Annotated in this window: 23 protein-coding genes, 5 tRNA genes and 1 pseudogene; 13 read left to right on the forward strand and 16 right to left on the reverse strand. The window is 35.1% G+C overall.

The annotated features are described in order from the left end of the window. Window positions 1-18 precede the first annotated feature (18 nt). From OOL01_RS00480 to OOL01_RS00495, 4 genes are all read right to left on the reverse strand, one after another. On the reverse strand, window positions 19-846 hold the full coding sequence (locus OOL01_RS00480) for a 3'-5' exonuclease (RefSeq protein ID WP_264686871.1): 828 nt from the start codon (window positions 844-846) through the stop codon (window positions 19-21). Then, the gene (era, locus tag OOL01_RS00485) at window positions 839-1,723 is read right to left on the reverse strand and encodes a GTPase Era (RefSeq protein ID WP_264686872.1); all 885 of its coding nucleotides are present in this window, start codon (window positions 1,721-1,723) and stop codon (window positions 839-841) included. The genes OOL01_RS00480 and era overlap by 8 nt, the downstream gene beginning before the upstream one ends. Window positions 1,724-1,764: 41 nt before the next feature. Then, window positions 1,765-2,016 (reverse strand): hypothetical protein, encoded by a 252-nt coding sequence (locus tag OOL01_RS00490; RefSeq protein WP_264686873.1) that lies wholly within the window; start codon window positions 2,014-2,016, stop codon window positions 1,765-1,767. Window positions 2,017-2,324: 308 nt separating this feature from the next. Further along, window positions 2,325-2,397 (reverse strand) — tRNA-Gly (locus OOL01_RS00495). 159 nt (window positions 2,398-2,556) lie between these two features. On the opposite strand from OOL01_RS00495, the gene OOL01_RS00500 reads away from it, so the two are divergent. The 4 genes from OOL01_RS00500 to OOL01_RS00515 all read left to right on the forward strand — a co-directional run bounded on the left by OOL01_RS00500 (window position 2,557) and on the right by OOL01_RS00515 (window position 4,662). Next, entirely contained in the window at window positions 2,557-3,177 is a 621-nt protein-coding gene (locus OOL01_RS00500; protein WP_149168681.1) for a ribonuclease D, read from the forward strand. Between the two features lie 79 nt (window positions 3,178-3,256). Next, complete coding sequence (gene trxA, locus OOL01_RS00505) at window positions 3,257-3,583, forward strand: thioredoxin (RefSeq protein WP_007302120.1); 327 nt, start codon at window positions 3,257-3,259, stop codon at window positions 3,581-3,583. Between the two features lie 39 nt (window positions 3,584-3,622). Continuing rightward, window positions 3,623-3,699: transfer RNA gene (locus OOL01_RS00510), tRNA-Ile, on the forward strand. Between the two features lie 681 nt (window positions 3,700-4,380). Next, the gene (locus tag OOL01_RS00515) at window positions 4,381-4,662 is read left to right on the forward strand and encodes a hypothetical protein (protein ID WP_264686874.1); all 282 of its coding nucleotides are present in this window, start codon (window positions 4,381-4,383) and stop codon (window positions 4,660-4,662) included. Between the two features lie 15 nt (window positions 4,663-4,677). Here the strand turns inward: OOL01_RS00515 and OOL01_RS00520 are convergent, their stop codons facing one another. Further along, complete coding sequence (locus tag OOL01_RS00520) at window positions 4,678-5,811, reverse strand: alpha/beta hydrolase (protein ID WP_264375098.1); 1,134 nt, start codon at window positions 5,809-5,811, stop codon at window positions 4,678-4,680. A 180-nt stretch (window positions 5,812-5,991) separates the two neighbouring features. On the opposite strand from OOL01_RS00520, the gene OOL01_RS00525 reads away from it, so the two are divergent. Genes OOL01_RS00525 through OOL01_RS00540 form a run of 4 tightly spaced genes read left to right on the forward strand, consistent with a single transcriptional unit; the run spans window position 5,992 to window position 8,786 of the window. Further along, a complete protein-coding gene (locus OOL01_RS00525; protein WP_052264774.1) occupies window positions 5,992-6,651 on the forward strand; it encodes a CADD family putative folate metabolism protein in 660 nt (219 codons plus the stop codon). A 22-nt stretch (window positions 6,652-6,673) separates the two neighbouring features. Next, window positions 6,674-7,060 (forward strand): dihydroneopterin aldolase, encoded by a 387-nt coding sequence (locus tag OOL01_RS00530; protein ID WP_143689820.1) that lies wholly within the window; start codon window positions 6,674-6,676, stop codon window positions 7,058-7,060. Then, window positions 7,057-8,310, forward strand: a complete 1,254-nt coding sequence (gene folP, locus OOL01_RS00535; protein WP_264686875.1) for a dihydropteroate synthase — start codon at window positions 7,057-7,059, stop codon at window positions 8,308-8,310. Before OOL01_RS00530 ends, folP begins: the two co-directional genes overlap by 4 nt. After that, on the forward strand, window positions 8,307-8,786 hold the full coding sequence (locus tag OOL01_RS00540) for a dihydrofolate reductase (RefSeq protein WP_064085991.1): 480 nt from the start codon (window positions 8,307-8,309) through the stop codon (window positions 8,784-8,786). The genes folP and OOL01_RS00540 overlap by 4 nt, the downstream gene beginning before the upstream one ends. A gap of 493 nt (window positions 8,787-9,279) precedes the next feature. Here the strand turns inward: OOL01_RS00540 and purF are convergent, their stop codons facing one another. Further along, the gene (gene purF / locus OOL01_RS00545; RefSeq protein WP_264375095.1) at window positions 9,280-10,665 is read right to left on the reverse strand and encodes an amidophosphoribosyltransferase; all 1,386 of its coding nucleotides are present in this window, start codon (window positions 10,663-10,665) and stop codon (window positions 9,280-9,282) included. Window positions 10,666-10,914: 249 nt separating this feature from the next. Between purF and OOL01_RS00550 the strand changes: the two genes are divergently transcribed. Further along, complete coding sequence (locus tag OOL01_RS00550) at window positions 10,915-12,147, forward strand: hypothetical protein (RefSeq protein ID WP_264686876.1); 1,233 nt, start codon at window positions 10,915-10,917, stop codon at window positions 12,145-12,147. Window positions 12,148-12,278: 131 nt separating this feature from the next. Here OOL01_RS00550 and OOL01_RS00555 read toward each other — a convergent pair whose 3' ends face one another. The 3 genes from OOL01_RS00555 to def all read right to left on the reverse strand — a co-directional run bounded on the left by OOL01_RS00555 (window position 12,279) and on the right by def (window position 14,556). Then, window positions 12,279-12,806, reverse strand: coding sequence for a demethoxyubiquinone hydroxylase family protein (locus OOL01_RS00555; protein ID WP_007302313.1), 528 nt, complete (start codon window positions 12,804-12,806; stop codon window positions 12,279-12,281). Between the two features lie 447 nt (window positions 12,807-13,253). Further along, window positions 13,254-14,027, reverse strand: coding sequence for a uracil-DNA glycosylase (locus OOL01_RS00560; protein WP_264686877.1), 774 nt, complete (start codon window positions 14,025-14,027; stop codon window positions 13,254-13,256). Beyond that, window positions 14,017-14,556, reverse strand: a complete 540-nt coding sequence (gene def / locus OOL01_RS00565) for a peptide deformylase (protein WP_064085644.1) — start codon at window positions 14,554-14,556, stop codon at window positions 14,017-14,019. The genes OOL01_RS00560 and def overlap by 11 nt, the downstream gene beginning before the upstream one ends. A 137-nt stretch (window positions 14,557-14,693) precedes the next feature. Between def and ftsA the strand changes: the two genes are divergently transcribed. Beyond that, window positions 14,694-15,932, forward strand: coding sequence for a cell division protein FtsA (gene ftsA / locus OOL01_RS00570; RefSeq protein WP_010403853.1), 1,239 nt, complete (start codon window positions 14,694-14,696; stop codon window positions 15,930-15,932). A gap of 297 nt (window positions 15,933-16,229) precedes the next feature. Here the strand turns inward: ftsA and OOL01_RS00575 are convergent. The 4 genes and pseudogenes from OOL01_RS00575 to OOL01_RS00590 all read right to left on the reverse strand — a co-directional run bounded on the left by OOL01_RS00575 (window position 16,230) and on the right by OOL01_RS00590 (window position 17,871). Further along, window positions 16,230-17,057 (reverse strand): annotated as a pseudogene (locus OOL01_RS00575) (IS630 family transposase). A gap of 29 nt (window positions 17,058-17,086) precedes the next feature. After that, window positions 17,087-17,395 carry a hypothetical protein gene (locus OOL01_RS00580; RefSeq protein ID WP_264686878.1) on the reverse strand — a complete coding sequence of 103 codons (309 nt, stop codon included), beginning with the start codon at window positions 17,393-17,395 and terminating at the stop codon, window positions 17,087-17,089. Between the two features lie 318 nt (window positions 17,396-17,713). Beyond that, window positions 17,714-17,778 (reverse strand) — tRNA-Val (locus tag OOL01_RS00585). 17 nt (window positions 17,779-17,795) lie between these two features. Beyond that, window positions 17,796-17,871 (reverse strand) — tRNA-Ala (locus OOL01_RS00590). 299 nt (window positions 17,872-18,170) lie between these two features. Between OOL01_RS00590 and OOL01_RS00595 the strand changes: the two genes are divergently transcribed. Both OOL01_RS00595 and nuoF read left to right on the forward strand, forming a co-directional pair. Further along, window positions 18,171-18,243 (forward strand) — tRNA-Lys (locus tag OOL01_RS00595). 17 nt (window positions 18,244-18,260) lie between these two features. Continuing rightward, a complete protein-coding gene (nuoF, locus tag OOL01_RS00600) occupies window positions 18,261-19,514 on the forward strand; it encodes an NADH-quinone oxidoreductase subunit NuoF (RefSeq protein WP_064085745.1) in 1,254 nt (417 codons plus the stop codon). A gap of 22 nt (window positions 19,515-19,536) precedes the next feature. Here the strand turns inward: nuoF and infC are convergent, their stop codons facing one another. From infC to nuoI, 3 genes are all read right to left on the reverse strand, one after another. Then, the gene (infC, locus tag OOL01_RS00605) at window positions 19,537-20,055 is read right to left on the reverse strand and encodes a translation initiation factor IF-3 (RefSeq protein WP_010404127.1); all 519 of its coding nucleotides are present in this window, start codon (window positions 20,053-20,055) and stop codon (window positions 19,537-19,539) included. An 11-nt stretch (window positions 20,056-20,066) separates the two neighbouring features. Continuing rightward, window positions 20,067-21,968, reverse strand: a complete 1,902-nt coding sequence (thrS, locus tag OOL01_RS00610) for a threonine--tRNA ligase (protein ID WP_264686879.1) — start codon at window positions 21,966-21,968, stop codon at window positions 20,067-20,069. 185 nt (window positions 21,969-22,153) lie between these two features. Continuing rightward, window positions 22,154-22,636: an NADH-quinone oxidoreductase subunit NuoI gene (gene nuoI, locus OOL01_RS00615; RefSeq protein ID WP_264376017.1), complete on the reverse strand. Its 483-nt coding sequence runs from the start codon at window positions 22,634-22,636 to the stop codon at window positions 22,154-22,156. A gap of 132 nt (window positions 22,637-22,768) precedes the next feature. Between nuoI and mnmE the strand changes: the two genes are divergently transcribed. After that, window positions 22,769-24,097 (forward strand): tRNA uridine-5-carboxymethylaminomethyl(34) synthesis GTPase MnmE, encoded by a 1,329-nt coding sequence (mnmE, locus tag OOL01_RS00620; RefSeq protein WP_264686880.1) that lies wholly within the window; start codon window positions 22,769-22,771, stop codon window positions 24,095-24,097. Window positions 24,098-24,101: the final 4 nt, after the last annotated feature.

The raw sequence follows: 24,101 nt of genomic DNA on the forward strand, positions 1-24,101 counted from the left end.
TTGCTCTGTAGCATCTATTCATTTAAGTTCAATATAAAAATTTTCACCAGAAGTTATTTTCCATTCTTCTTTAAATTTCTTTAGGTGTTCTTTTTTTTCGCATTCTAAAAGCAGTTCTTCTATGCTCTTATTATAGCTTTCTGTAGTAATTCTTCCTTGATGATGCATAAACCTCAAATAAATCAAATAAGTGTTAATCACATCTGTTTCACAATAATCGCGAATCTCTTGTATTTTGCCACTATCATATAAGTCCATAACTTGTGAACCATCAACTCCAATCTTACCGGGAAGATTAAATGCTGCGCAAACTTCGTTCATCTTCATTCTTGCAGAAGCTCCAAAATCAGAGAGAGATTCAAGCAAATCACAATGCCAATCACTACTGTACCTCTGATTGTAACTATTCCACTTATCGCCAGCTTTGTGAAAATATTCTGCTTGAATGCCATGAACCATAGCACGGTACTTCAGTACCGGTATATCAAAAGTGCGTCCATTGAACGAAACTAGTCTTGGCTTTTTCTCTGATATGTAGTTAAAAAATCCCTTTACTAGCTCTTTTTCATTGGAGTTTACTGTGCCTCCAGATCTTATTTCTTGTAGTGTGAACATTTCATAACCGCTCTGGCGTGTTATATTACAAAGTAAAAAACTAATGACTACAACAAGGTGGAAGGGCTGACGCAGAAAAGAGTTTTGCCCGTTTGTTATTTCAAGATGATATTTTGTTAATGCGTTCCTCTTTTCTTCTACACTGCTATCATCACTAATATTTAGTAAATTCTTGCAGGAATTTACATCTGGTATAGTTTCAATATCAAATACTAACAAAGAATTAAGCATTACTTATATATTCCTCAGGGCGATCAGTCCAAGGTCGCACTTTTACGAACAAAAAGAGATGAACTTTACACTCAAATAACTTTTCCAATTCTGTACGCGCCTCGATATTAATTTTTTTTATGCTACTGCCGTCTTTTCCTAGCACTATTTTCTTATGATTATCTTTCAATACAAATATGATCTGTTTTATGACTAAACTCTTATCTTTTTTTTCCTCAAATTGTTCAGTTATAACAGCTGTAGAGTATGGCAATTCTTCACGTAGGTTCAAGAATAACTTTTCTCTCGTAATTTCCGCTGATAAAAAATCAGCTGAGGAATCAGTTATTTGATCTTTTTCATAAAACCAAGGGCCTATCGGTGCAATTTCAGACAAGTAACTAGTCAGATCAGAAAGTCCATCATTCTTCAGTGCCGAGATCGTAAAAATTTTTTCAAACTTATAAAGCAAATTTAGGTGCTCATGTGCCATCTTGAGCTCTGATTTCTTTACTAAATCAGTTTTATTGATAATCAAAATGCATCTGCCTTTTGTGCGCTCCAGTCGTGCAAATATCGTTTTTATTCTTTCTATATTTTTTAGGTAATTGTTTACATCAACAAGCAATAAAGTAATGTCACTATCCTTAACTGCTCCCCATGCAGATTTGACTAAAGCTTTTTCAAGATTTGTTTCTGCTGAAAACACTCCCGGAGAGTCAGTAAAAACAATTTGCGCATTGTTGCATATAGCAACACCCCTTACCTGTGTCCTTGTTGTCTGCACTTTAGGGGTGACAATTGCAATTTTCTTGCCTACGATGCTGTTAATTAGCGTTGACTTTCCAGCATTTGGCAAACCAGCTATCGTTACAAATAAGCATTTTTCTTCTTTCACAAAGGAAATTATAAAGAAAACTAAATGCTAACGTCAATTGATTATTTTGCAGGTAGATTGCACTCTTCCTCTTTTGAAGAAAAACGCTCAACTATAGGTGATATAATATAATCATTCACTTTTTCAGCTATTGGTTCAATAACACAAAATGTTACAAATACCCCTGCGATTACTGCTATGGGTGCTATCACCGCACCTGCTAAAGCTGCCGATCCCATTCCAAGCATTGCACCAGGGAAAACAGCAGTTGCAGCTGCAGCAAGACCAACTCCAGTTGCAAAGCTGCAGCACATGAACAAGCACCAATAAAAAAACTTTCTTTGGAAAATTTTTCATTATAAATAAATTTACATGCAAGTAAGGCTACCGAAACCGCAGCAATAATTCCACCCATTACTAAAGGTGATAAAGCTGTAAAACTGAGTCCCAAACCTGTAAGTGCTCCTATTGATGTAGCTATACCTAAGGCAAATAACATTGGTTTAGTCTTGTTGTCCATATAATCCTCCTAAATAATAATTTTCTAAAAAGCTTTTAGCTACTTTTAGTATAGCTGAACTAGTTGAATAGGGGAAGGAAATTTTTTATGTTAAAATTAAAGAGCGGGAGAAGGGGTTCGAACCCTCGACCTCAACCTTGGCAAGGTTGCGCTCTACCAACTGAGCTACTCCCGCAGTTAAATTCTGCTTAGATTCTACTTCTAATTATAGGTACATATTACAATTTGTAAACCCTACATGCATGAAAATCATGAGAGCCAATTTTCTATGATCTTTTCGTATACTTAAAACTCATTTTTGATTATTGTATGTGTCATAAAACATATTAAATTTATGAGAATATTTATATATAAGGACGACCTGCCAGCCAGTGCAATACCGAATGATATAAAATCTATAGCTGTTGATACAGAGGCAATGGGGCTACTGCATAGCAGAGATAGATTATGCCTTGTTCAGCTCTCTTTCAATGATGGCAACGCTCACTTAGTTCAATTCAAAAACGATTATACAGCTCCAAATTTGAGAAAAATATTAGAGGATAAAAATATAACCAAAATATTTCACTTTGCGCGATTTGATGTGAGTATAATACATTACTACCTGCAAACTTGGTCACTGCCTTGCTATTGCACGAAAATAGCCTCACGTTTAGTTCGCACCTACACAGATAATCATAGCTTAAAAGAGTTGTGCTTAGAACTACTTGATATAAAATTAAATAAGCAACAACAATCTTCTGATTGGGGAAATGAAAATTTAACAGACAAGCAAAAAAGTTATGCTGCATCTGATGTTTTATATCTCCATAAAATAAAGGAAAAGCTAGATTTAATGCTAGAACGTGAAAATAGAAAAGAATTAGCCGAAAAGTGCTTTGAATTTCTTCCTACTCGTATTGAGCTAGATTCAATGGGTTGGGGGAGTGTAGATATCTTTAATCATCATATGTAATCACTTCACTTGAATCCAGAAAAATTTAGTTGATCAGCTGTTAATTGATACGCTATATTTATAAAAATTTAGGTATTTTATGAGTGATGATATTAAAGCGGTAAATGATCAAAATTTCGAATCTGAAGTTGCTAACCACAAAGGATTTGTGCTGGTAGATTTTTGGGCAGAATGGTGTGGACCATGCAAAAGTCTGATGCCACGTATCGAGCAATTGGCTGAGGATAGAAAAGGCAAGATCAAGATCTGCAAGTTCGACATAGATGGAGAAACTGAAGTGCCAAGTAAGTATGGAGTTCAATCTATACCTACTTTAATCATATTTCAAGATGGTAAGGAAATTGCACGCAAAATTGGCGCAATAAATGATTTACACAGTTGGGTTGATAGTGAAATAAGCGAGTAGACAAATTTCCTTTTGCGTGTATTATAGGTGTTGATAAAAGGGATTGTAGCTCAGTCGGTTAGAGCAGTTCGCTCATAACGAATTGGTCGTAGGTTCGAGTCCTACCAATCCCACCACTATTAATAAAATGTATCCGTTCAGCAAAGTAGCAAGATAAGGTAGACAGGTAAGAAAACTAAATGGGTGTCATTCCAGCGCGTGACGCTGGAATCTAGAAGAAAAAAAATGGATCCCAGTGTCTGGGCACTGGGATGACAACAAAAGAGCTACTCGAACGACAAAAGAGAGGCTACTCACATGATACCCTTGTTGATGCACAACTTTTGGTGCATCATGCACTGGCAGGACGGTGTCATTCCAGCGTGTGATCAGATTTTCTTATTGGATCCCAGCTGTCTGGTTATGAAAGAAATCTATTGTCAAAAAAAATTACTTCCGCGTATTTTCAATCTAATTATAATTAAAGTTAGAGATATTTTAAGAGCTCAAATTTGTCTGCAGACTTTCAATTAACTTTTCATAAAAAACGTAGCGTATCTTCTTCAGTGTATGTGAGTGCACACACATGCTTAATTTCTGTCGTATGTGCGCTGCATTTTTTTTAATCTTTTTTTTCACACAGGAGGATTTTATGTCCAAAATTCCAGATATTTGACCTTTACCTTAGCTAATAAAAACCAACTGGCGCCTTTGGTTTTTATAAAGAAAATCTAGGAAATAACCAAAAACTGTTTCCAGGCATAAATTTGCCATGTATACCTAAAAAGTAATGATATTAACATAATGTTCATATTTGTATGCTAATATTAGAATTATTTGAATTGGAGAATATTATGCAACAACAAGCATCAAACAGAGAGCAAGGGATTAAATTTAGATATAATCAATGTAAGGAGAAATGCCATTCCTACAAAACAAAACGGACAGACCAAGAATGTCTAGATGAATGCTATGAGAAGTACGTTTCTAAACTTTATCCACAAATTAGTGAGAAATTATTAGCTAGTGAAAACAATCTCTATGATGAAAGCACAGAATTATCACTTATGGCAGATACTCTAGATGCAATGTTTTTTTAATCACAAAAGAAACACTTATTTCAATATTTGCAGAGATGTTAGCTTTTTAGATATATTCTGACTTATTGAATAATTCTTTAAATTGGTAAAATACTGTTTCTTTTCCTCTATTTCTTTTTCACTATTCTTTCCACATATCGCTTCTGTTTTTATCTCTGGTTGTTTCTCTTGATTGAGAGAGCCCTTCTTTTCAAAATAATTATCTGTGAATTCTAAAAAGAGTGAAATCAGCTCAGGAAGATTGTATTTGTGTTCACTTGATGAGCACAATTCTGTAATCGAAGAAAAGTGAATATCATCTGCCTTAATAGGTAGTAACGATAGAAACTTATTCCAGCATTTTTTCATTATTCCAACTTCAGGTTCAAGGTTTTTTATTTTAGCTAAGTTGGCATGCTCCATAAAAAACTCTTTATATTGCTCAAAACCTTCAAAAGTTTCTTTTTTTTGGTAGTTTTTTTTCCTATGACTTTTTTCTATGTCAGCAATTTTAGTACCTATATTTGCCTGCTTACTAATAAAGCCATCGTTCTCTAAGTTAAAACAAATTGTGTATGGAGTAATGTCGTTTACTATTGTGTGTGGCTTAAAGTGCCAACCAAAGCATTTGAGTATGAATTTTATTATAGGAGGAAATAGCCATTTAGGTTTTGATATGTGTAGTAATTTCACTACAAGTTTTTTGAATGAGCTAAAGGATTTATTGATAATGCATCTTAAATGAATATTGTCATCTTTTTTAAACTTTTTATAAACCTCCGCAGCTATTGGTCCTCCAGCACAGCTTCCATACAGTACTATATTGTCTGGGTGAATGCCTTGCTTTAGAAGATCTGAAATGACTCCAATTCCTGCATTTACTCGATTTCGACCGTTTAAAGAATGGCCTTTGCTTTTTCCAGAACCAGGAAAATTAATAAGGTGAACATCCATACCTGCTTCAGCTGCCCAATTCCATTCACTTTTGTCTTCATTTGGCTCTTTTTCAAAAGTATATGTAAGCCCTGGAAAGTAAACTATATGCTTTTTCTTTCTGCTATCTGCACTGCTCTTCGAGTTTGACATCACTATCTTTTGAATTCGCATTCCATTTTGAACTTCTACGAACTCTTCCCTAATTTTTATTGTATTTTCTTCTGTTACTTTCATTTTGCGTTTTTCACTATATTGATTTAATAATACATGAAATTTTAGAAAAAATCAATTTTACTAAAAAATTAACTTATAGCGTATCTATCTTTATATTTGTTGGAATTAAAGTAGTAGTGAGAAATGCCTCTTGACATTTGATAAACCTAAACGTAGCCTAAAACAATTTACTGTTTATTTATGACATTTGTTCAATTACTTAATAATCAATTAGATAGTTTACACTTATTAAAACACCCATTTTACGAGTCATGGAATGAAGGTAGCTTAAGCCTGCAGGCTCTGCAAACCTACGCTAAGGAATATTATCACCATGTTGCTGCTTTTCCTCGTTATATCAGCGGTATACATTCCTTGTGTCCGAATTTGAAAATGCGGCAAGTTTTACTTGGTAATTTAATAGAGGAAGAACAAGGCGACGAGAATCACCCAGAATTATGGCAGCGTTTTGCTGAAGGACTGGGAGTAGCACGTTCAGAACTTTGTGAAAATGCACAAATTAAGGAGACACGAGAATTAGTTGATGGTTATTTTGACATTGTAAAATCAGATTTTGCAGCAGGTCTTGGAGCTCTGTACGCTTATGAACGTCAAACTCCAGAGGTTTCTAAGTCTAAAATTGAAGGTCTGAAAAAACACTATTCAATAAATGATGAGCGTTCTCTCAAATTTTTTACCGTTCATATGGAAGCTGATGAGTGGCATTCTGAAGAATGTGCAAACCTTATTGCAGATTTAAACGAAGAAGAACAAGAGAAAGTTATGCAAGGCGCTGAAAAAGGAGCAAAACTCTTATGGGGTTTTCTTGATGGCATGATGAATGTTGATGTTTGTCATTAATTATAAGTAGATACTAAATTCAGTGGTAGCATGTAATCTTCTTATATCTGATTTACGGCTTTGGGTTCATTTGGGATGTAGTGCAGAAGAGAAGTTTTCTCCCCAATTGGTGAGTATTGACGTTGATTTCACTTTTAAATCTCCTCCTTCAGGGCTTACAACTGATCAACTTAAAGATACTATCTGCTATTTGGAAGTAGTGCAAAATATTCAATCTCTTGTTCAGGGCAAGCAATTTAATTTAATCGAGCATTTAACTCATGAGATATACAGAGCCATTAATAACCTTTTGCTGCGAAAGAAGCATATTATTTCTTCTGTCAGGGTGACTACTCACAAAATCGCACCACCAGTTCCTGGTGTGCATGGGGGCGTTTTTTTTACTTACTGTAATGAATTGCAAGAATGATCTATATTTCTATTGGATCAAATATAGGGAATCGCCTTTCCCATTTACAAAGAGCTACTGAGTTACTAAAGAAGCGCTATTTAAAAGACTTAAAGTCTTCGATCATTCTAGAAACTAAGGCTATTTTACTAAATGGTGCTCCACCTGATTGGAACAAGCCATTTCTCAACATGATTGTCTATGGAAGTTGTTCTTCTTCTCCTGAGGATCTACTAAAAGGCTTAAAACAAATCGAATGTGATATTGGTCGTCCACAAGTCTACGAAAAATGGGCACCTCGTGTTATTGATTTAGATATTTTGTTATGGGATGATCTAACGCTTGATATACCTGACCTTAAAATTCCTCACCCAGAATTAGTAAATAGACCATTTTTGCTCCACTTGATGGCAATGGTTAACAAAACCTTTGCTTTCAATGTTCAAGACTGTTTTTCAAAGAGTTTTACGCTTTCACCAAAGCTTATGGGTATCGTCAATATTACCCCTGATTCATTTTCAGATGGTGGTCTTTATTATGATGCGAATCGAGCAACCAAGCAGGCATTGCAGCTGGTATCAGATGGTGCAAGCATAGTTGATCTTGGAGCTCAATCAACAAGGCCTGGAGCTTCAATAAAGACGCCAGAGGAAGAGTATGAACGTCTAAAACCAGTACTTGATAATCTTAGCGACTATATGAAAAATGGTGATATTGAAGTCAGCATTGATAGTTTTTGGCCAGACGTTATTTTAAACGTTTTGAAGCACTACAATATTGCCTGGGTAAATGATCAGAAGGGAGATCTGAGTAGTAATACCTTAAAAGAAGTTGCTAGCAGTGGGTGTAGTGTCGTTATTATGCATTCACTTTCGATACCACCACATAAGGACAATATTATTCCACATGACACTGACCCAATTGATATCATAAATAATTGGGCAGAGAAGAGCATTAACAAACTACTAGGACTGGGTTTTGATGAAAATTCAATAATTATTGACCCTGGTATTGGTTTTGGCAAATCTATGTATCAGAATATTCAGATTTTACGCAGTATAGAAACTTTACAAAATTTTGGCTGCAAGGTTTTAGTTGGCCATTCCAGAAAGTCATTTATTTCCTCTTTTTCCATAGAATCTCCCTCTAATAGAGATTTAGAAACAATTGCTACATCTGCTATACTGCAAAATAAGGTTGATTTCCTTAGAGTGCATAATGTACGCGACCACATGAGATTTTTTGTAGCCCAAGCTGTCTTAAAAGGATGAAGATTATTGGAATTATGGCTGTTGACCCTAATGGGGTAATTGGAATAAATAATGATTTGCCCTGGCGTTATCCAAGTGAGTTTAAACATTTTTGTCAAGTGACCGACAAACAAATTATTGTGATGGGAAGAAAGACATTTGAAACCGTGCCTCAAAGCATACTAAAGAATCGTACACCTATTGTTTTCTCCCGTAACAAGTGTTTTAATAGAGGTCCAAAATGTACTGTTGTCTCTTCCATGCAAGAATTTCTGTCAATTCAAAGTAGTTCTCAAGTCTTTGTGATTGGTGGGGCACAAATAGCACACCTTTTTTTAGAGCATAACCTAATCTCAGAATTTATTATAACTGAAATTCACAAGCCCTATAAGGGTGATACATACCTCAATTTAGCATTTTTTGATGGATGGAATAAAACTATTCTCGTCAGAACAGAAGACTATACTATATTCAATTGTATCCGTTCAGCAGAGTAGTAAAATTATTAGCATAAAAGTAATCAGCCTTTCTTACCAACAAAAACCTAGCATAACTTTTGTGCTCAAAAGATTTCTGGATTCCAGCATCAAGTGCTAGCCTGAAGCTTTAGCTATAAATATTAAGAAATTTACCAAACGAAGAAAAAAGGCAGAAGAATCCTCGTGTGACGAGTTTTATAATGTAAATTGGCGCTATAATAATGTTCTAACAAGCGCGTTTTGGCTGAATGTAGAAAAAATAAAAAAAGCCGCTATAATTTTTGTGTAATTTGCCAATAAATATTTGAGTTTTTTACTGATTTTGTGATTGAGCCTGCAGGTCAAAAATAAGGATAAATACTCTTAGTATCATAGTAAAGGGAATGACGAAATTTGTAAAGTAGTTTTCACTCAAATGACGCCCAGGCAAAAACTATATGGTTATGCAAAAAATCTATTTTTAAAACTGTTAATATAACATAGAAAAAACCTCACCTTCATTAATAATAGATTACTTACCAATTGGGTAGTCACCAGTGAAACAAGCATCACAATATTGCGGTGTAGCATTGTTACGTTTTTCTGCTTTAACAGCTCTGTATAGCCCATCAATACTCAAAAAGGCTAAGCTATCTACTCCTATACTTTCCTTTATCTCTTCTATAGATTGAGTCGCAGCAATTAAATCTTTGCAATCTGGTGTATCTATTCCATAAAAACAAGAGTGCTTAATTGGTGGACTTGAAATTTTGAGGTGAATCTCTTTTACTTCTGCATCCTTTAGCATAACTATTATATTTCTGAGCGTACTACCACGCACTATACTATCATCTATTAAAATTATGTTTTTGCCTTTCAAAGTGTGCTTATTAGCATTGAATTTTAATTTTATTCTAACTTTACGTACTTCAGCGGTGGGTTGTATAAAAGTTCTTCCTATGTAATGATTACGAATTATCCCCAGTTCCATAGGTAATCCTGAATGCTTTGCATATCCAATAGCTGCAGGTATTCCAGAATCAGGTATTGGTACAACCATATCTACATTGTTTTTTGGTGGGCTCTCTTCTGCAAGTATTCTTCCTATTTCTTTTCTTATATCATATATGGACCTCTTCTCCATTATGCTGTCTGGTCTCGAGAAGTAAACGTATTCAAAAATACAAAAACTTGATTTTTGCTGTGGGAAAGGAAACATTGAGGCTAGCTTACTATCCGAACTGATGGTAACTAATTCGCCTGGTTCTATTTCTCTAATAAACTCTGCATTTATTATATCAAGAGCACAAGTTTCAGATGCAAGAACGTAAGAACCGTTTAACTTTCCTAAAACAAGAGGCCTGATTCCAGATGGATCACGTACTCCAATAACTACTTCTTGATTGATTGCCACAAAAGAATAAGCACCTTGTATTTGCTTTAATGCATATATAAAACTCTCTAAAAAGCTATCTTTTTCACTGCTTGCTGTCAGATGCACTACTACTTCTGTATCAATATCTGACTGAAAAACGCACTCTTGTTTAATTAATTGTTCGCGTATCGGAGAAATATTAATTAAATTACCATTATGTGCTATGGCAAAATCCCCAAATTTGCCACTTTTGCCAAACATGGGCTGCACTCCAAATTTACTACCACTTGTTGAGTATCGAACATGACCTATTGCACAATCCCCAGGTAAGGATTTCTTTATTTCATCTATATCATCAAATACACTGCTCACTTGGCCTTGAAAGTGATAAGAGTGCAGCTTATCGTTGTTACTGGTTACTACGCCAAAAGACTCTTGACCTCTATGCTGCAAAGCGTGGAGAGCAAGTATAGAGTTAAAAGCAGCACTTTGGTTATAACTTATGCCAAATACCCCGCACTCCTCATGTACTTCATCAAGCATGAAAAATATTAAATAAAGCCTGATTGTACTTTAGTAGAGGCAAAGTACAAGAATTTTATTTGTTAATCCCTTTCAAAGTTGAAGCTTTCTACGGTAGTTTTGATGTATACCAGAAAGTAGGTTATATGCAATTAACCAATTTTGAGATTTTTGACAATTTTTTAGCACTGAAGAGAAAAAGATATTTTTATTGACTTATCTATGTATTGAAGTAATCACTAAAAAGTTTTAGTGGTTATGGTATATAATATGTCTAAGCAAGTAGGTAAACAAGGTGAAAGTAATCTTATTTTAGAGCCTGAACAGTTCTCTAACAGCTTCTTCAATAGTCAACAGAGTAGTTCATCAAATCCAAAATTACCGACTATAAGTCGTAAAGATAGGCATATGGATTTAATCAAGAAAAGGTACTCAAAAAACAAAGATGTTGCAGAATATCTAAGAAGTTATGACTTTATTAAAAGAGCAGAAGAATTGTCAATAATTTATCTTTTTGAGCGAGACTCATCTTCTACGAAATTGCAAATACCATTGATTACAGATGAACAAATTCTAGTTAAAAAATTTTGTGATGAGATGATAAAAGGTATAACAGAACACGATGAGCAAGAAAGCGTTTTAAAGTACATGGAACGCATAATAGAGGGTTATTTAAATCAAGGAATAAGATTAAACTCATATTACGGTAAGGATAATAAGACTGTAACAAATTTTATATTTGAAAAAATGGAAGAATTAATTAATCGCTTTCATGCAAATCCACACAATTCAACTACAAAAAATATCATACAAAAGATCACTCGTAATTTAGTGTTAAAAGGTGGGGTAGAAAAAGGATTATCTTTTTATAGCGATATTGAAGGCGGATATTACGGCTCTAATTATTTAAATGATCTTAACGAACAATGTAAGAGTAAGAAAAAAATGCTAGAGGGTCTAGCATATGAAGGTATTGTGAAAGAAAATAACAAGCAAATTGATAAATATGATCTTGAAGTAGAAGTAGATAATAAATATTTTTATATTAAGTATCCACAAGGTAGTATTGTTGAAACTGCGAGAACTTTAAATAATGAAAAAGCTAAGGATTTAGAAGTTGGCATATTTCAGATTGAGGAAAGTATAGTAAAAGTTGAAATTACAGAAGATGGAAAAAGAAATTACACAGATATCTTAAAAGGTGGTATTGAAATATTTTTTACTACTAAAATAGGAGAGATTAGTATTTATCTACGGAAAGATGGTAACAAAATGGTAGTAGAAATTGATGAGAAAAGCAAAATAAGGTTTAGCAAGTTAGAAAACAAATCAAGCTTTGGAGGGAATTGTCTTATACAGGGGAAAAGTGTTTTAGAAGTTATGGGCAAGAGTTTTGAAAATATTCCTGAGGAGTTAACTCAGACTATTAAAAACGTTCCATCTACTAGTCTTATGCAAACATGTTTACAACAACAAGAAAACTCTAATAGGGAATTAAATTAATGTATTTTTAGGATAATAATTAAGAAATTAATTATAAACATTCATACGCATTCGATTGTAGTAGAGGATATGGGGCAGCAATTAGCACAAGAACTAAAGGCAAATGTGGTTGGTTGTCAAATAGTGATTGATTAAATCAATTTAGAGAGGTAAATAGCAGCTTTGCAGCTTGTTTTTATGAACAAAGATAAAACGTTGTAGCCAAGTGCGCTTTCGGCATTGTGCTGAATTGCAATATCTCTGTGCTCTAATTCCTCATCGCGAAATTTACTTATAGTTTCTCTTAATTCCCCATCTTCTAAATGTAAGACTTGCTCCTTGTAGTGCTCTCCGATCACTTCTTCAACTGCAGCAGTGCAAGCCATAGCGGCTTTTTTACCCATCATGGCAGTTACAACACCAAGTGATACCCCTAAAGCACCCCAAACTGGCAACAAAACAGTAGGACGAACTCTTTGCTCCTTGATTTTCTCATTAAAATAGTGGAAATGTTTTTTTTCCTGCTCCTCCATTTCAATTATTTTGTCAATTATGGAAGATTTTTTAAGAATAAATTTTTGACCGGAATAAATGCAAATGGCTCCATATTCGCCAGCATGATTTACTCTAATTGCTTGTTCTAAAAAATTTCCTTTCAATTTTTTTATATTGCTTTCCAATGTCTCCTCCCTTTATTTCTGCATTAGTACTACTATAAACCAACATATTATAGAGTAAATAAAATTCCATGCGTGCATTGCACCAACATTGTGATTACAGGAACTCAAGCAGCTATAGCAACGGCAAGAGTTACTTGACGGACTCCGCCATTCTCCTTAAAATAAGGGTGAAGATATATTATTTATCTTCAGTCTGTGCAGATAAAACGACAAAAAGCTCAATATACTTGATGTTTAATTTTTTGCACTATGTGCACTCTATGTCTTTATAAAACTTTTACCCACATAAGCTAAAATGCGCTTATCAAAGCATTTAATACAATGAAAAACGCCAATTAAAAAAAATAGGTAGTAGCTGATAGATTTTCTTTTGCCTTTTTCTCTGTTTAGTAAATTTTTCAATATTTAATGCAATTAGCCGGCACTGGGATGACAACGAGTAGTGAGCTAAACGTCCGTGTGGTTATTAGTATTATCAAGATATTCTCTAATCTTCTTTAAATCTTCCCAAGCTAAGCGTTTTTGTGCTGGTTGACGAAGTAGATAGGCTGGATGAAATATAGCGGCTTTGGTAATTGCATGAGATAAATATTGGTTAGTATAAGTATGAAATTTGCCACGCAAGTTCGATATAGTCTTTGTGTTATCAAGAAGGCTATAACATGCAATTCCTCCAACTAAAATTAGAATCTGCGGTAAAACAAGAGCAATATGCTTCTCAACAAATGGTCTGCACATATCAAGCTCTAGATCAGTTGGTTTTCTATTACCTGGTGGACGCCAAAACACGGTGTTGCTTATATATACCTTAGTGCGGTCCAGATTAATTGCACCGAGCATCTTATCGAGCAGCATTCCGCTTGCACCACAAAATGGTATGCCTTTCAGGTCTTCATTTGCTCCTGGTGCTTCACCAATAAGCATGATTTTTGCATTCGGATTACCATCAGAAAAAACAGTATTAGTTGCAGTTTTTTTTATTTCACAACCCTCAAATGACTTAACTGCACTTCTTAGTTCATCTACACTACCACATTCACTTGCAAGCTTCCTTGCTTCAATGATCCAGTCACTTGGGAACATGGCTTTTTTCTGCTCGATGACAGAAGACTGTGCAGCTCTCTCATTTTCCACTTTTTTTTCCTCTTCACCTTCAGTTAGCGTGCAGTCAACACCCACTTCATGATAGAACTTCAACAATTCTAGATCTTCATTGTTCATAGTGCCTCTTAACCTTTTGAGCTTTTTTCATAGCCATATCGTACTTCAATTTAGACAAATGTCTAACGTATAATATACCATTTAAATGATCTAACTCATGCTGAATACACCTTGCAAGCCAACCACTAGCTTTTAGCGTCTGTTCTTCGTGATTTAAATTTTTATATTTCACAGTTAAATATTTTGGACGCTTAATTTCATGGCTTTGCTCTGGAATTGAAAGGCACCCTTCTTTGAGAATTACTTGTTCACCCGATAATTCTGTAATTTCAGGATTAATCATGCAAAATTTGCCAGTTGATTCATATCCTGCTGGCCCATCTTCAGCCTTCTCTGGCTGAACGTCCATGACAAAAACTCTCTTCATCACTCCAATTTGCACTGCAGCAAGGCCAAGACCATCTTCATGGTACATAGTTTCGAACATGTCGTTTACTAATTCTTTAATTTTATCGTTTATATCTGTTACTTCACTGGCACGTGTAGTTAACCTTTCATCAGGGGCAATTACAATTGGCAATTTAGACATAAAATTAAAATTTTATGTTTTATTTTTTCCTTTGTACAGTATTTTGGGTATATTAAAATGTTGCTGTATTTTTAATAGAAATATAAATTATGAAAGGAAGCTACAATTTGAATGGAATTGTGTCATAAGGTCAACTAATGTACTCTGCAGTAATAATAAAACCAAAGCGAAATGTTTTTGCCGTTTTAGACGTAGGTACAACAAAAATTATCTGTCTCATTGTTAAGATCAATAGCAACTTCAGCTATAAAATAATAGGAACGGGTTATAAAAGTGCAGAAGGTATAAGCGGTGGATCAATAACTGATGCAAAGCATGCAAGTTACTCTATTTCATCAACTATAGGTTTAGCTGAGCAAGTATCAGAAGAGACTATAGATCAGATATATGTGAATGTAGCCGGATGTGGAGTCTCATCTTTTAACGTATATAACGAAATTATTGCAGCTAATCACGAAATTTCAGACCGAGATATAAAACGTGTAGTCTTTCAGACGTTTGAGAAATATATCGAAGAAAATGTTATCATTCACAATATACCACTGAAATATCACTTGGATGACATGACTGATATAAAAGAGGTTGGTGGATTGTACGGAAAAAGACTATCTGCTGATGTTAATGTCGTCACTGCTTCGCGTCCAGCGCTTACCAACATTGAAAATTGTATAACTAATAATAGCGGGATAAGTATGGCTGGTTGTATTGCTTCCGCATATTCTGCAGGCCTTGCCTGTCTAAGTGAAGATGAAAAAGAGCTAGGAACTGCCATTGTTGACATAGGGGGTGGGTGTACTGCAATTGGAATTTTTAAGAGAGGAAAGCTTATATACACAAGCAGCATTCCAATTGGTGGCATTCACATCACTCGAGATATAGCTTATGGACTATGCACAAGTATAGAGCATGCTGAACGCATAAAAATACTATACGGTAGCACTGTCGTAACTTCAATAGATGAGAACGAATATATTACACTGCAAAACAGTGAAAATGATGAACCGACTCGAGTACCCAAGTCCGAACTTATTGACATCATAAGACCTAGAGTTGAGGAGATATTTGAACTGGTAAGAGAACAATTTCAAGAACAAAAAGATCCAATCAATAAAGTAGTGCTCACAGGTGGAACCAGTCAACTCACAAGCATGAAAGAGATTGCAAGCTATATATTCAACAAACAAGTCCGCATTGGATGCCCTGAGTCTCTCAGTGGCCTTGATGGCGAGTATGATAAAAATCCCGTATTTTCTGCTGCCATAGGCTCTATCAAGCTAATAGTTGACACTTTTTATAAAAATAACTCTGGAATGCTCGGTCAAGATGGTAAAATGAGTAAATTGTATAATTGGGTTAAATCGAAAGTCACGGTTTGATTTTACCAAATAAAGTTTTGATATCCGTCAAAGGAAGTATAAAGAAAATTATTTCAAGATTGATAAATTGATTCGTGATCATACACCTGAAATTATGCGCTCCCATGGAATGATTGTTTATGATATGGTAATGGAAAAAGATGAATATGCTGAACGTCTCATTCTATGATAAAAGATAAAACAGGCTGGATCCCAGTGGGCTTTGTTGCATCGCTCAAGTGAAAAGAACTGGCAGTTACTGACAAAATTCATTATAAAACAGCCATTTATAGCTCTTTTCATAATAGTCCGAAAAGCTTATAGAAAAGCGGAATCAACAGCATGACGAAAAGATGTGAATAGAGGGATGTTTTTCCTAGCTCTGTTTTTTATAGCAAACCAATAATGCTCAATTTTGTTAAAATCGGGAGAATAAGGCGGTAGATATAAAATTTCTGCGCCAACTCCTTTAGCAAATCTTATTAGACTTATGAAAAGTAGCATTATCAAGGATAACAGTTTGTCCAGGTTTCAAAATCGGTGTCAGAAACTGCTCAAACCATTTATTAAAGATATCCATATTACAGTGGCCTTCAAATGTTAACGGAACAACTATTTTTCTGCCGTTTAAGGCTGCAATCATACTGATTCGTTGAATTTTTTTACCAGATTTTAGAGCATAAAACCTCTGTCCCTTCTGGCAATATCCATAACTCGGTGTTATCAATGCCAGACTCATCTATATAAACTAAGTTTTGAGGTTCTTTTGTTGCTATAATTTTCAAAAATTCAGCGCGTTTTTCTTCGTTTCTTTCTTTGTATCCATATGTCTTTTTTTGCGTGTGAGTCCAATTTTTTTAAGAGCTCGATGGATCGTTGGGATACTAACATTGCTCCAAAGCTTAGCCATTTCCGATACCACCATATTTTTTAGCAAATTCAGTAAATTTATTCCAGTCAGTAATTTTGTGATTATAACCTCCATTTCCAAGTTTTTTTGACTGAAAATCTCCTGTTTCTTTTCTTCTTTGCTGCCACTCCCATAACGTAGTTCTTCCAATTTTAAATCTTGCTGCCACCGTTTCCCTGCTTTCTCCTTCTTCTAGTGCTTCCATTGCTTTTTTTATAACTATATGCTGCTGGCATCCTTACCTTCACTACTATAAAACCTTATTTTACCTCGTTTGGACTATTATGAAAAGAGCTATACTTTTAGAGTTTATTTCTTGCTCGTTTACAATATAATGAGTTCTTATAAAATCTACGCATGTTTGATACCCTGACCGAGCATTTCTTCCTTCGTCGCCATCTTTAGGAGCTTCTAATAGACAAAGCAAATTATTGAGTGGAAGTTCTAAAATAATATTCTCATCAATATCACTGCTTTCATAAGCTGAATTAAGACTTGCTCTAGGTTCTGGAAGATTTTGCAGTTCTGATGCTAGAGTTTTTGATGAGTATTTTTCTTGTGTAATCCCTGTCACTACTAGTACCTTAGTGTTATTACAGTATACTGTTAAAAAAAGATTTTTGCAACTTAGCACTAATTTTTCTCAATCTAAAATATTTTTCAAAACAAACCTCTCTCTACTGTCAAATTAAATTCTTTTATTGACTTGTTTACTCTATCTAAATTGTTGAAAAATACCCTATATTGTAGAGAAATAGAGAGTATTGTTAATAGATTATGTAAAAATATGGAGTTTTTATGGGTAAACATTTGAAGTGAAATACCGTGTTTATTTGAACGGTGTTTAGCGTATTTTTGTATTTTAAATTTTGGCTAAAAACTCTCCATTTAATGGGCGATGACAGTGCCGACCCCCTCGGTGTAAACGAGATGCTCTACCAACTGAGCTAACCGCCCTTTTCTTGTTTGTGGATTGGTGGAGGCAAGCGGGATCGAACCGCTGACCTTCTGCGTGCAAAACAGATGCTCTACCAGCTGAGCTATGCCCCCAACTTTTGCTTAAAGCATAAATCACTCAGGCTGAAATGCAAGAAATATTTATTTGTGAGGCTATTGCTAAATAGTGCACAAATTCTGCATTTATGTATAATTCTCTATCTTTTTAGAGTTGTACGTCAGCTTTACCAAATGAATCTTTGAATTAACAAGAAGTTTTCCTTCAAAAATTTTTGATTAAATTATCACTAATACAGTACATTATATAATTTATTTAACCACACATGAAAATTTTAGTTTGATTAAAATGGATAAAAACTATATTACTGTTTAGTATAGCTGAAAAATAAAATGATCCCGTAGCTCAGCCGGTAGAGCAACTGACTTTTAATCAGTGGGTCACGCGTTCGAATCGCGTCGGGATCACTTAGAATCTTAAAAGCATGCTAAAAGAACAGGACAAAATATTCACAAACTTAAATGGTAAAGAAACACCACTACTTGAGGGTGCAAAAAAACGTGGTAGTTGGCAAAAAACAAAGGAATTACTGGATTTAGGATCAGAAAAAATCATTGATGAAGTAAAGAAATCTGGCTTGAGAGGTCGAGGGGGTGCAGGATTTTCTACTGGCCTTAAGTGGAGCTTTATGCCTAAAAATCCTCCAAAAGCATATTTAGTAGTCAATGCAGATGAGTCAGAACCTGGTACATGTAAAGACAGAAACATATTACGATATGAGCCACACAAGCTACTTGAGGGAATTCTTCTGGCTGGCAGAGCGATCAGCGCATCAGCTGCGTATATTTATATCAGGGGTGAATTTTATAATGAACATTTAGTTCTAAAAAAAGCACTTGAGGAAGCCTATAAAGAAAACTTAATTGGAAAAAATGCCTGCAAGTCAGGTTATGATCTTGATGTGTTTATCCATAGGGGTGCAGGAGCTTACATATGTGGGGAAGAAACAGCTCAACTCGAATCCATTGAAGGAAAAAAGGGCTTTCCTCGCATGAAACCTCCATTTCCCGCAGGTGTTGGACTTTTTGGCTGCCCCACTACAATAAACAACGTTGAAACTATATCTATGGTTCCAGATATCCTAAATCGCGGAGGAGAGTGGTTTGCATCTCTTGGTAAACCAAATAATACTGGCACTAAGGTCTTTTGTATTTCAGGGCATGTAAATAATCCATGTAATGTTGAAGAAGAGCTAGGAATTTCACTACGTGAATTAATTGAAAAATATGCAGGTGGAGTGCGAGGAGGTTGGGATAACTTACTTGCTGTAATACCTGGTGGGTCTTCAGTACCATTAATTCCAAAATCTATATGCGATACTATTGAAATGGATTTTGATTCATTGAGAGCTGTACAATCAGGGCTTGGTACTGCTGCTGTGATAGTGATGGATAAATCAACTGACATAATAGCTGCAATAGAAAGATTATCACATTTCTATATGCATGAGTCCTGTGGGCAATGTACACCATGTCGTGAAGGTACTGGATGGATGTGGAGAATTATGAGAAGAATGGTAGCAGGAAATATTAAACCTGGTGAAGTAGATAAGCTACTTGACCTTACAACTCAAATAGAAGGACATACAATTTGTGCGCTTGGCGATGCTGCAGCTTGGCCAGTGCAAGGGCTAATCAGACATTTTCGTCATGTAATTGAAGATAGGGCAGTAACTTAACTTACACTTTTAAGTCGTTTTACTACTTAGCAACCAGAGTTAGAAAATATTGATTTCCTTCCCTTTTAGGCGCTAGCTCTACCTTTGCAATATCTTCAGTGTCTCGAATTAGCCGTTCTAATTTTTCCACTCCAACCTCAGTATTTATAAGCTCTCTACCTCTAAATTTCATTGTGCACTTGATTTTATGCCCAGATATAAGAAAATCTCTTGTTTGACGCAATTTTGTTTCATAGTCATGATTATCAATATTGGGGCCCAGCTTAATTTCCTTTATAGTTAATGCTCTTTGTTTCTTTTTTGCCTCGCTTGCCTTCTTTTTTGCATCATATTTTTGTTTACTGTAGTCGAGTATTTTACATACTGGAGGAGTTGAATCAGGTGCAATTTCTACCAAGTCTAAATTGACACCTTGTGCAACTTCCAAAGCTTGTCTTAATGGCACAATTCCAACCATTTCACCATTATGATCAACTAAGCGTACTTCCTTAGCTGTAATGAATTCATTAATTTTGTTTTTATTATTCTTTTGAACTTGCAAGTTTTTCTCCCTTAACTCAAATTAATACTTTTTAAAAGCAATTCAGTAGCCTTTTCCAAAGGAAAAGACTCTTGTTCTTCTGACCCTAAATTTCTCACTGACACAGTTCTATTGATGATCTCATTTTTACCTATAACCCATAATATAGGTACCTTATTTGAACTATGCAAGCGTATCTTATAACTAATTTTTTCATTGGTCAAATCGGTCTTAATTCTAACACCTTGTTCTTTTAAAATATTGCTGATTTCAGTAGCATAACCATCAGCTTCATTTATAATGGTCAGAATAGCAAGTTGCGTTGGAGCAAGCCAAATTGGAAATTTTCCTGCATAATTTTCTATCAAAATCCCAATAAAACGTTCAAAAGTTCCAAGAATTGCTCTATGTAGCATAACAGGGTGGTGCTTTTGTCCGTCTGCTCCTATATAAAAAGCTCCAAGCCGCTCCGGTAAAATAAAATCAACTTGCAACGTTCCACATTGCCAATTTCTACCTATTGCATCTTTCAAAACAAACTCTAACTTTGGACCATAAAATGCACCTTCACCAGGATTAAGTTCATAACTAAGCCCTGCTTCTTTAACTGCTTCAAGCAGTGCTCTTTCAGCTCTATCCCACACTTCATCATTACCTGATCTAGTATCTGGACGGTCTGAAAATTTCACAGAAATTTCATTGAACCCAAGTTCTGAATATACTTCTTTTAAAAGGTCACAAAACTTTACAGTTTCAGAATTCACTTGTTTTTCCATACAAAAAATATGTGCATCGTCTTGCGTAAAACCACGCACTCGCATCATTCCATGCAATGAGCCTGAGCTTTCATTTCTATGGCATGTGCCAAACTCTGCCATACGTATCGGTAAATCACGATAGCTTCTGGTGTGAGAATTAAAAATCTGCACATGACAAGGGCAATTCATGGGTTTTATTGCTAGCTTTTTACTTTCAGATTCATCAATAATGAACATATTTTCACGAAACTTATCCCAATGTCCCGATTTTTCCCACAGCTCTTTGCTTACTAAAATAGGTGTTTTTACCTCAAAGTAGCCATTGTTCATTAACTTTTTTCTGATGTAAGACTCAAGAACATTATATAAAGTATATCCCTGTTCATGCCAAAAAATCTGCCCAACAGCTTCCTCTTGAATGTGAAATAAGTCCATATCCTTAGCAATTTTGCGGTGGTCGCGTTTTTCTACTTCCTCCAGACGTTTAAGATAAGTATTTAATTCATCCTTATTTCTCCACGCGGTGCCATATATTCTTTGCAACATTGGGCCCTTAGAATCGCCACGCCAGTATGCACCTGCTACTTTCATAAGTTTAAACGCTTTAACTCTGCCAGTTGATGGTGAGTGCGGACCACGACATAGGTCTACAAAGTTGCCTTGTTTATAAACAGTTAGGTTTTCGTTTTCTGGTATTGATGAAACAATATCAACCTTGTATCTTTCACCTATATCACTAAAGAAATCAATTGCCTGCTTACGAGTCCAAACTTCTCGGACGAATCTGTGGTTACTTTTTATAATTTCCTTCATTTTTTTTTCTATTGCAGTAAGATCGTCCGTGGTAAAGGCACGATCTGTAGCAAAATCATAGTAGAAACCATCTTGAATTGTTGGCCCGATAGTAATCTGAGTATTAGGAAAGAGCTCTTTTACTGCCTGCGCCATTATATGAGCAGCATCATGCCTTATTATATCTAAACCCGCTTCGTCACTCAGTTGTATTACCTCTATCTCTGTATCAGATTCAATTTCACGTGAGAGATCATACAACTCACCATTTACCTTAAAGGCAATTGCTTCTCTCAAAGCATCCGGTTGTAATATATCAAAGCCAGTGACTCTACCACTGTATTCTTTTACTTTTTGTTCGGATAAAAAGGTAACTTTTATCATTCATTAGACCTTTTGTCATCCCAGTGCTTGACACTGGGATCCATGTTTCTTTCTTTTCTAGATTCCAGCGTCACGCGCTGGAATGACACCAAAAGGTGAGCTACTGATCTTTCAGTTAAATAACAGTTGTACAAGAGATCTATTACATACTTGCTGTAAGAAATTTTAATTGTTGACATACCTAGTTAATAATACGGCCTGTTCTTTTTTAACCTGAGTGCAATTGCTTCTTCCCAAACTTCACCATTACGCAATAGCTTTTCTTTATTGTACATTAGCTCCTCTCTTGTTTCAGTAGCAAATTCAAAGTTAGGACCCTCCACAATTGCGTCAACTGGACATGCTTCTTGGCAAAGTCCACAATATATGCATTTTGTCATGTCAATATCATAGCGTGTGGTGCGGCGACTACCGTCTTCTCTTTCCTCTGCTTCAATAACTATTGATTGAGCAGGGCAGATAACTTCGCATAACTTACAAGCTATGCATCGTTCTTCACCATTTGGATACCTACGCAACGCATGCTCACCACGAAACCTTGGACTTAAAGGGCCCTTCTCTATAGGATACCTCAAAGTAACCTTTGGCTTAAACATATATTTTAATGTAATAACAAACCCTTTAATTAACTCTACAAAAGACCAGTACCAAGCTAATTTCTTGAGCATAAAATATTTAAAACTTGTGTCAGTCATTATAAATCATATTATCAGTTTTCAAAATAAATATTTTCACCTGGGTGACTTTTTAGGTATTTTGGTTTCTTAAGTGTAATATTGCTAAGTAGTGTATATAAATTAATGACAAACAAAAATGAAACTATCTTTGCCTTATCAACTGTATTTGGTAAGTCAGGAGTTGCAGTAATTAGAATTTCAGGTAACGATGCACTTAAAGCTTTAAATCATTTTAACATTAAGAAAGAAGTTAAACCAAGGCTTGCTACTTTAGTTGATCTATATGATGATTCCAGTCAATTGATAGATAATGGAATAATCATCTATTTCCCTGCTCCAAACAGTTTCACTGGCGAGGATGTTATAGAGTTACAAGTGCATGGAAGCAAGGCCGTCATAAAAATCATCTTGGAGGAATTATCAAAAATTTTCGTTATGGCCAGGCCTGGAGAATTCTCACTTAGGGCTTTTCTAAATGGTAAATTTGACTTAACGCAAATAGAAGGGATTGCAGACTTAATTGATGCTGAGACGAAAATGCAAGCTAAACAAGCGATTAAGCAGATATCAGGAGAATTGGAGAGACTATACAGCAATTGGAGGCAAAGATTAATAACGATACAATCCAAAATCGAAGCATATATAGACTTTCCAGAGAACATTTGGGCAGAAAAAAGTGAATTGGAAAAAATTAATAATGAAGTGCAATCTCTCGTGCAGTTGATACAAGAGCATTTAAATGATAATAGACGGGGCGAAAGGTTGCGTGAGGGTTTACATATTGTAATAACTGGTGAACCAAATGTCGGTAAATCAACTCTGTTTAATTTCTTAGCCAAGCGTGATATTGCTATTGTTTCTGAATATGCAGGCACAACAAGAGATATACTTGAAGCTCATATTGACATTGGTGGATACCCAATCATTCTCTCTGATACTGCTGGAATTCGTGAGAGTTCAGATCCAATAGAATCAGAAGGTATAAGTCGAGCGAAAAAAAGGTCTTTTGAAGCTGATTTAAGAATAGAACTATTTCCTTTTGAACAGCGTCATAATATCAATTGCAACGTTGTAAATAGCGATACTATTTATGTATTGAGCAAAGCTGACGATGTTATCAATAATCACAATATAAAAATTAATGGCATAGATCTTTTACCCATTTCTATTCTAAAGGGAATAGGTACAAACAAATTGATCTCTCTCATAAAAGAGAAGGCAAAGGAAAAATTTGGGCATGATAGAGACACTCCTGTGATTACTCGGCAAAGACATAGGAATCACATGCAGAAAGCACTGGAACATTTACAGCGTTTTAATATCTATAATCCAATTGAGTTGATATCTGAAGACTTGAGGCTTGCTGCATTTGAACTTGGTGCAGTAATTGGAATTATTAATGTTGAGGAAATATTGGATAGTGTGTTTAGTAGCTTTTGTGTAGGCAAGTAAGATT

The sequence above is a fragment of the Wolbachia endosymbiont (group B) of Rhopobota naevana genome, from assembly GCF_947250615.1.
GTDB lineage: Bacteria > Pseudomonadota > Alphaproteobacteria > Rickettsiales > Anaplasmataceae > Wolbachia.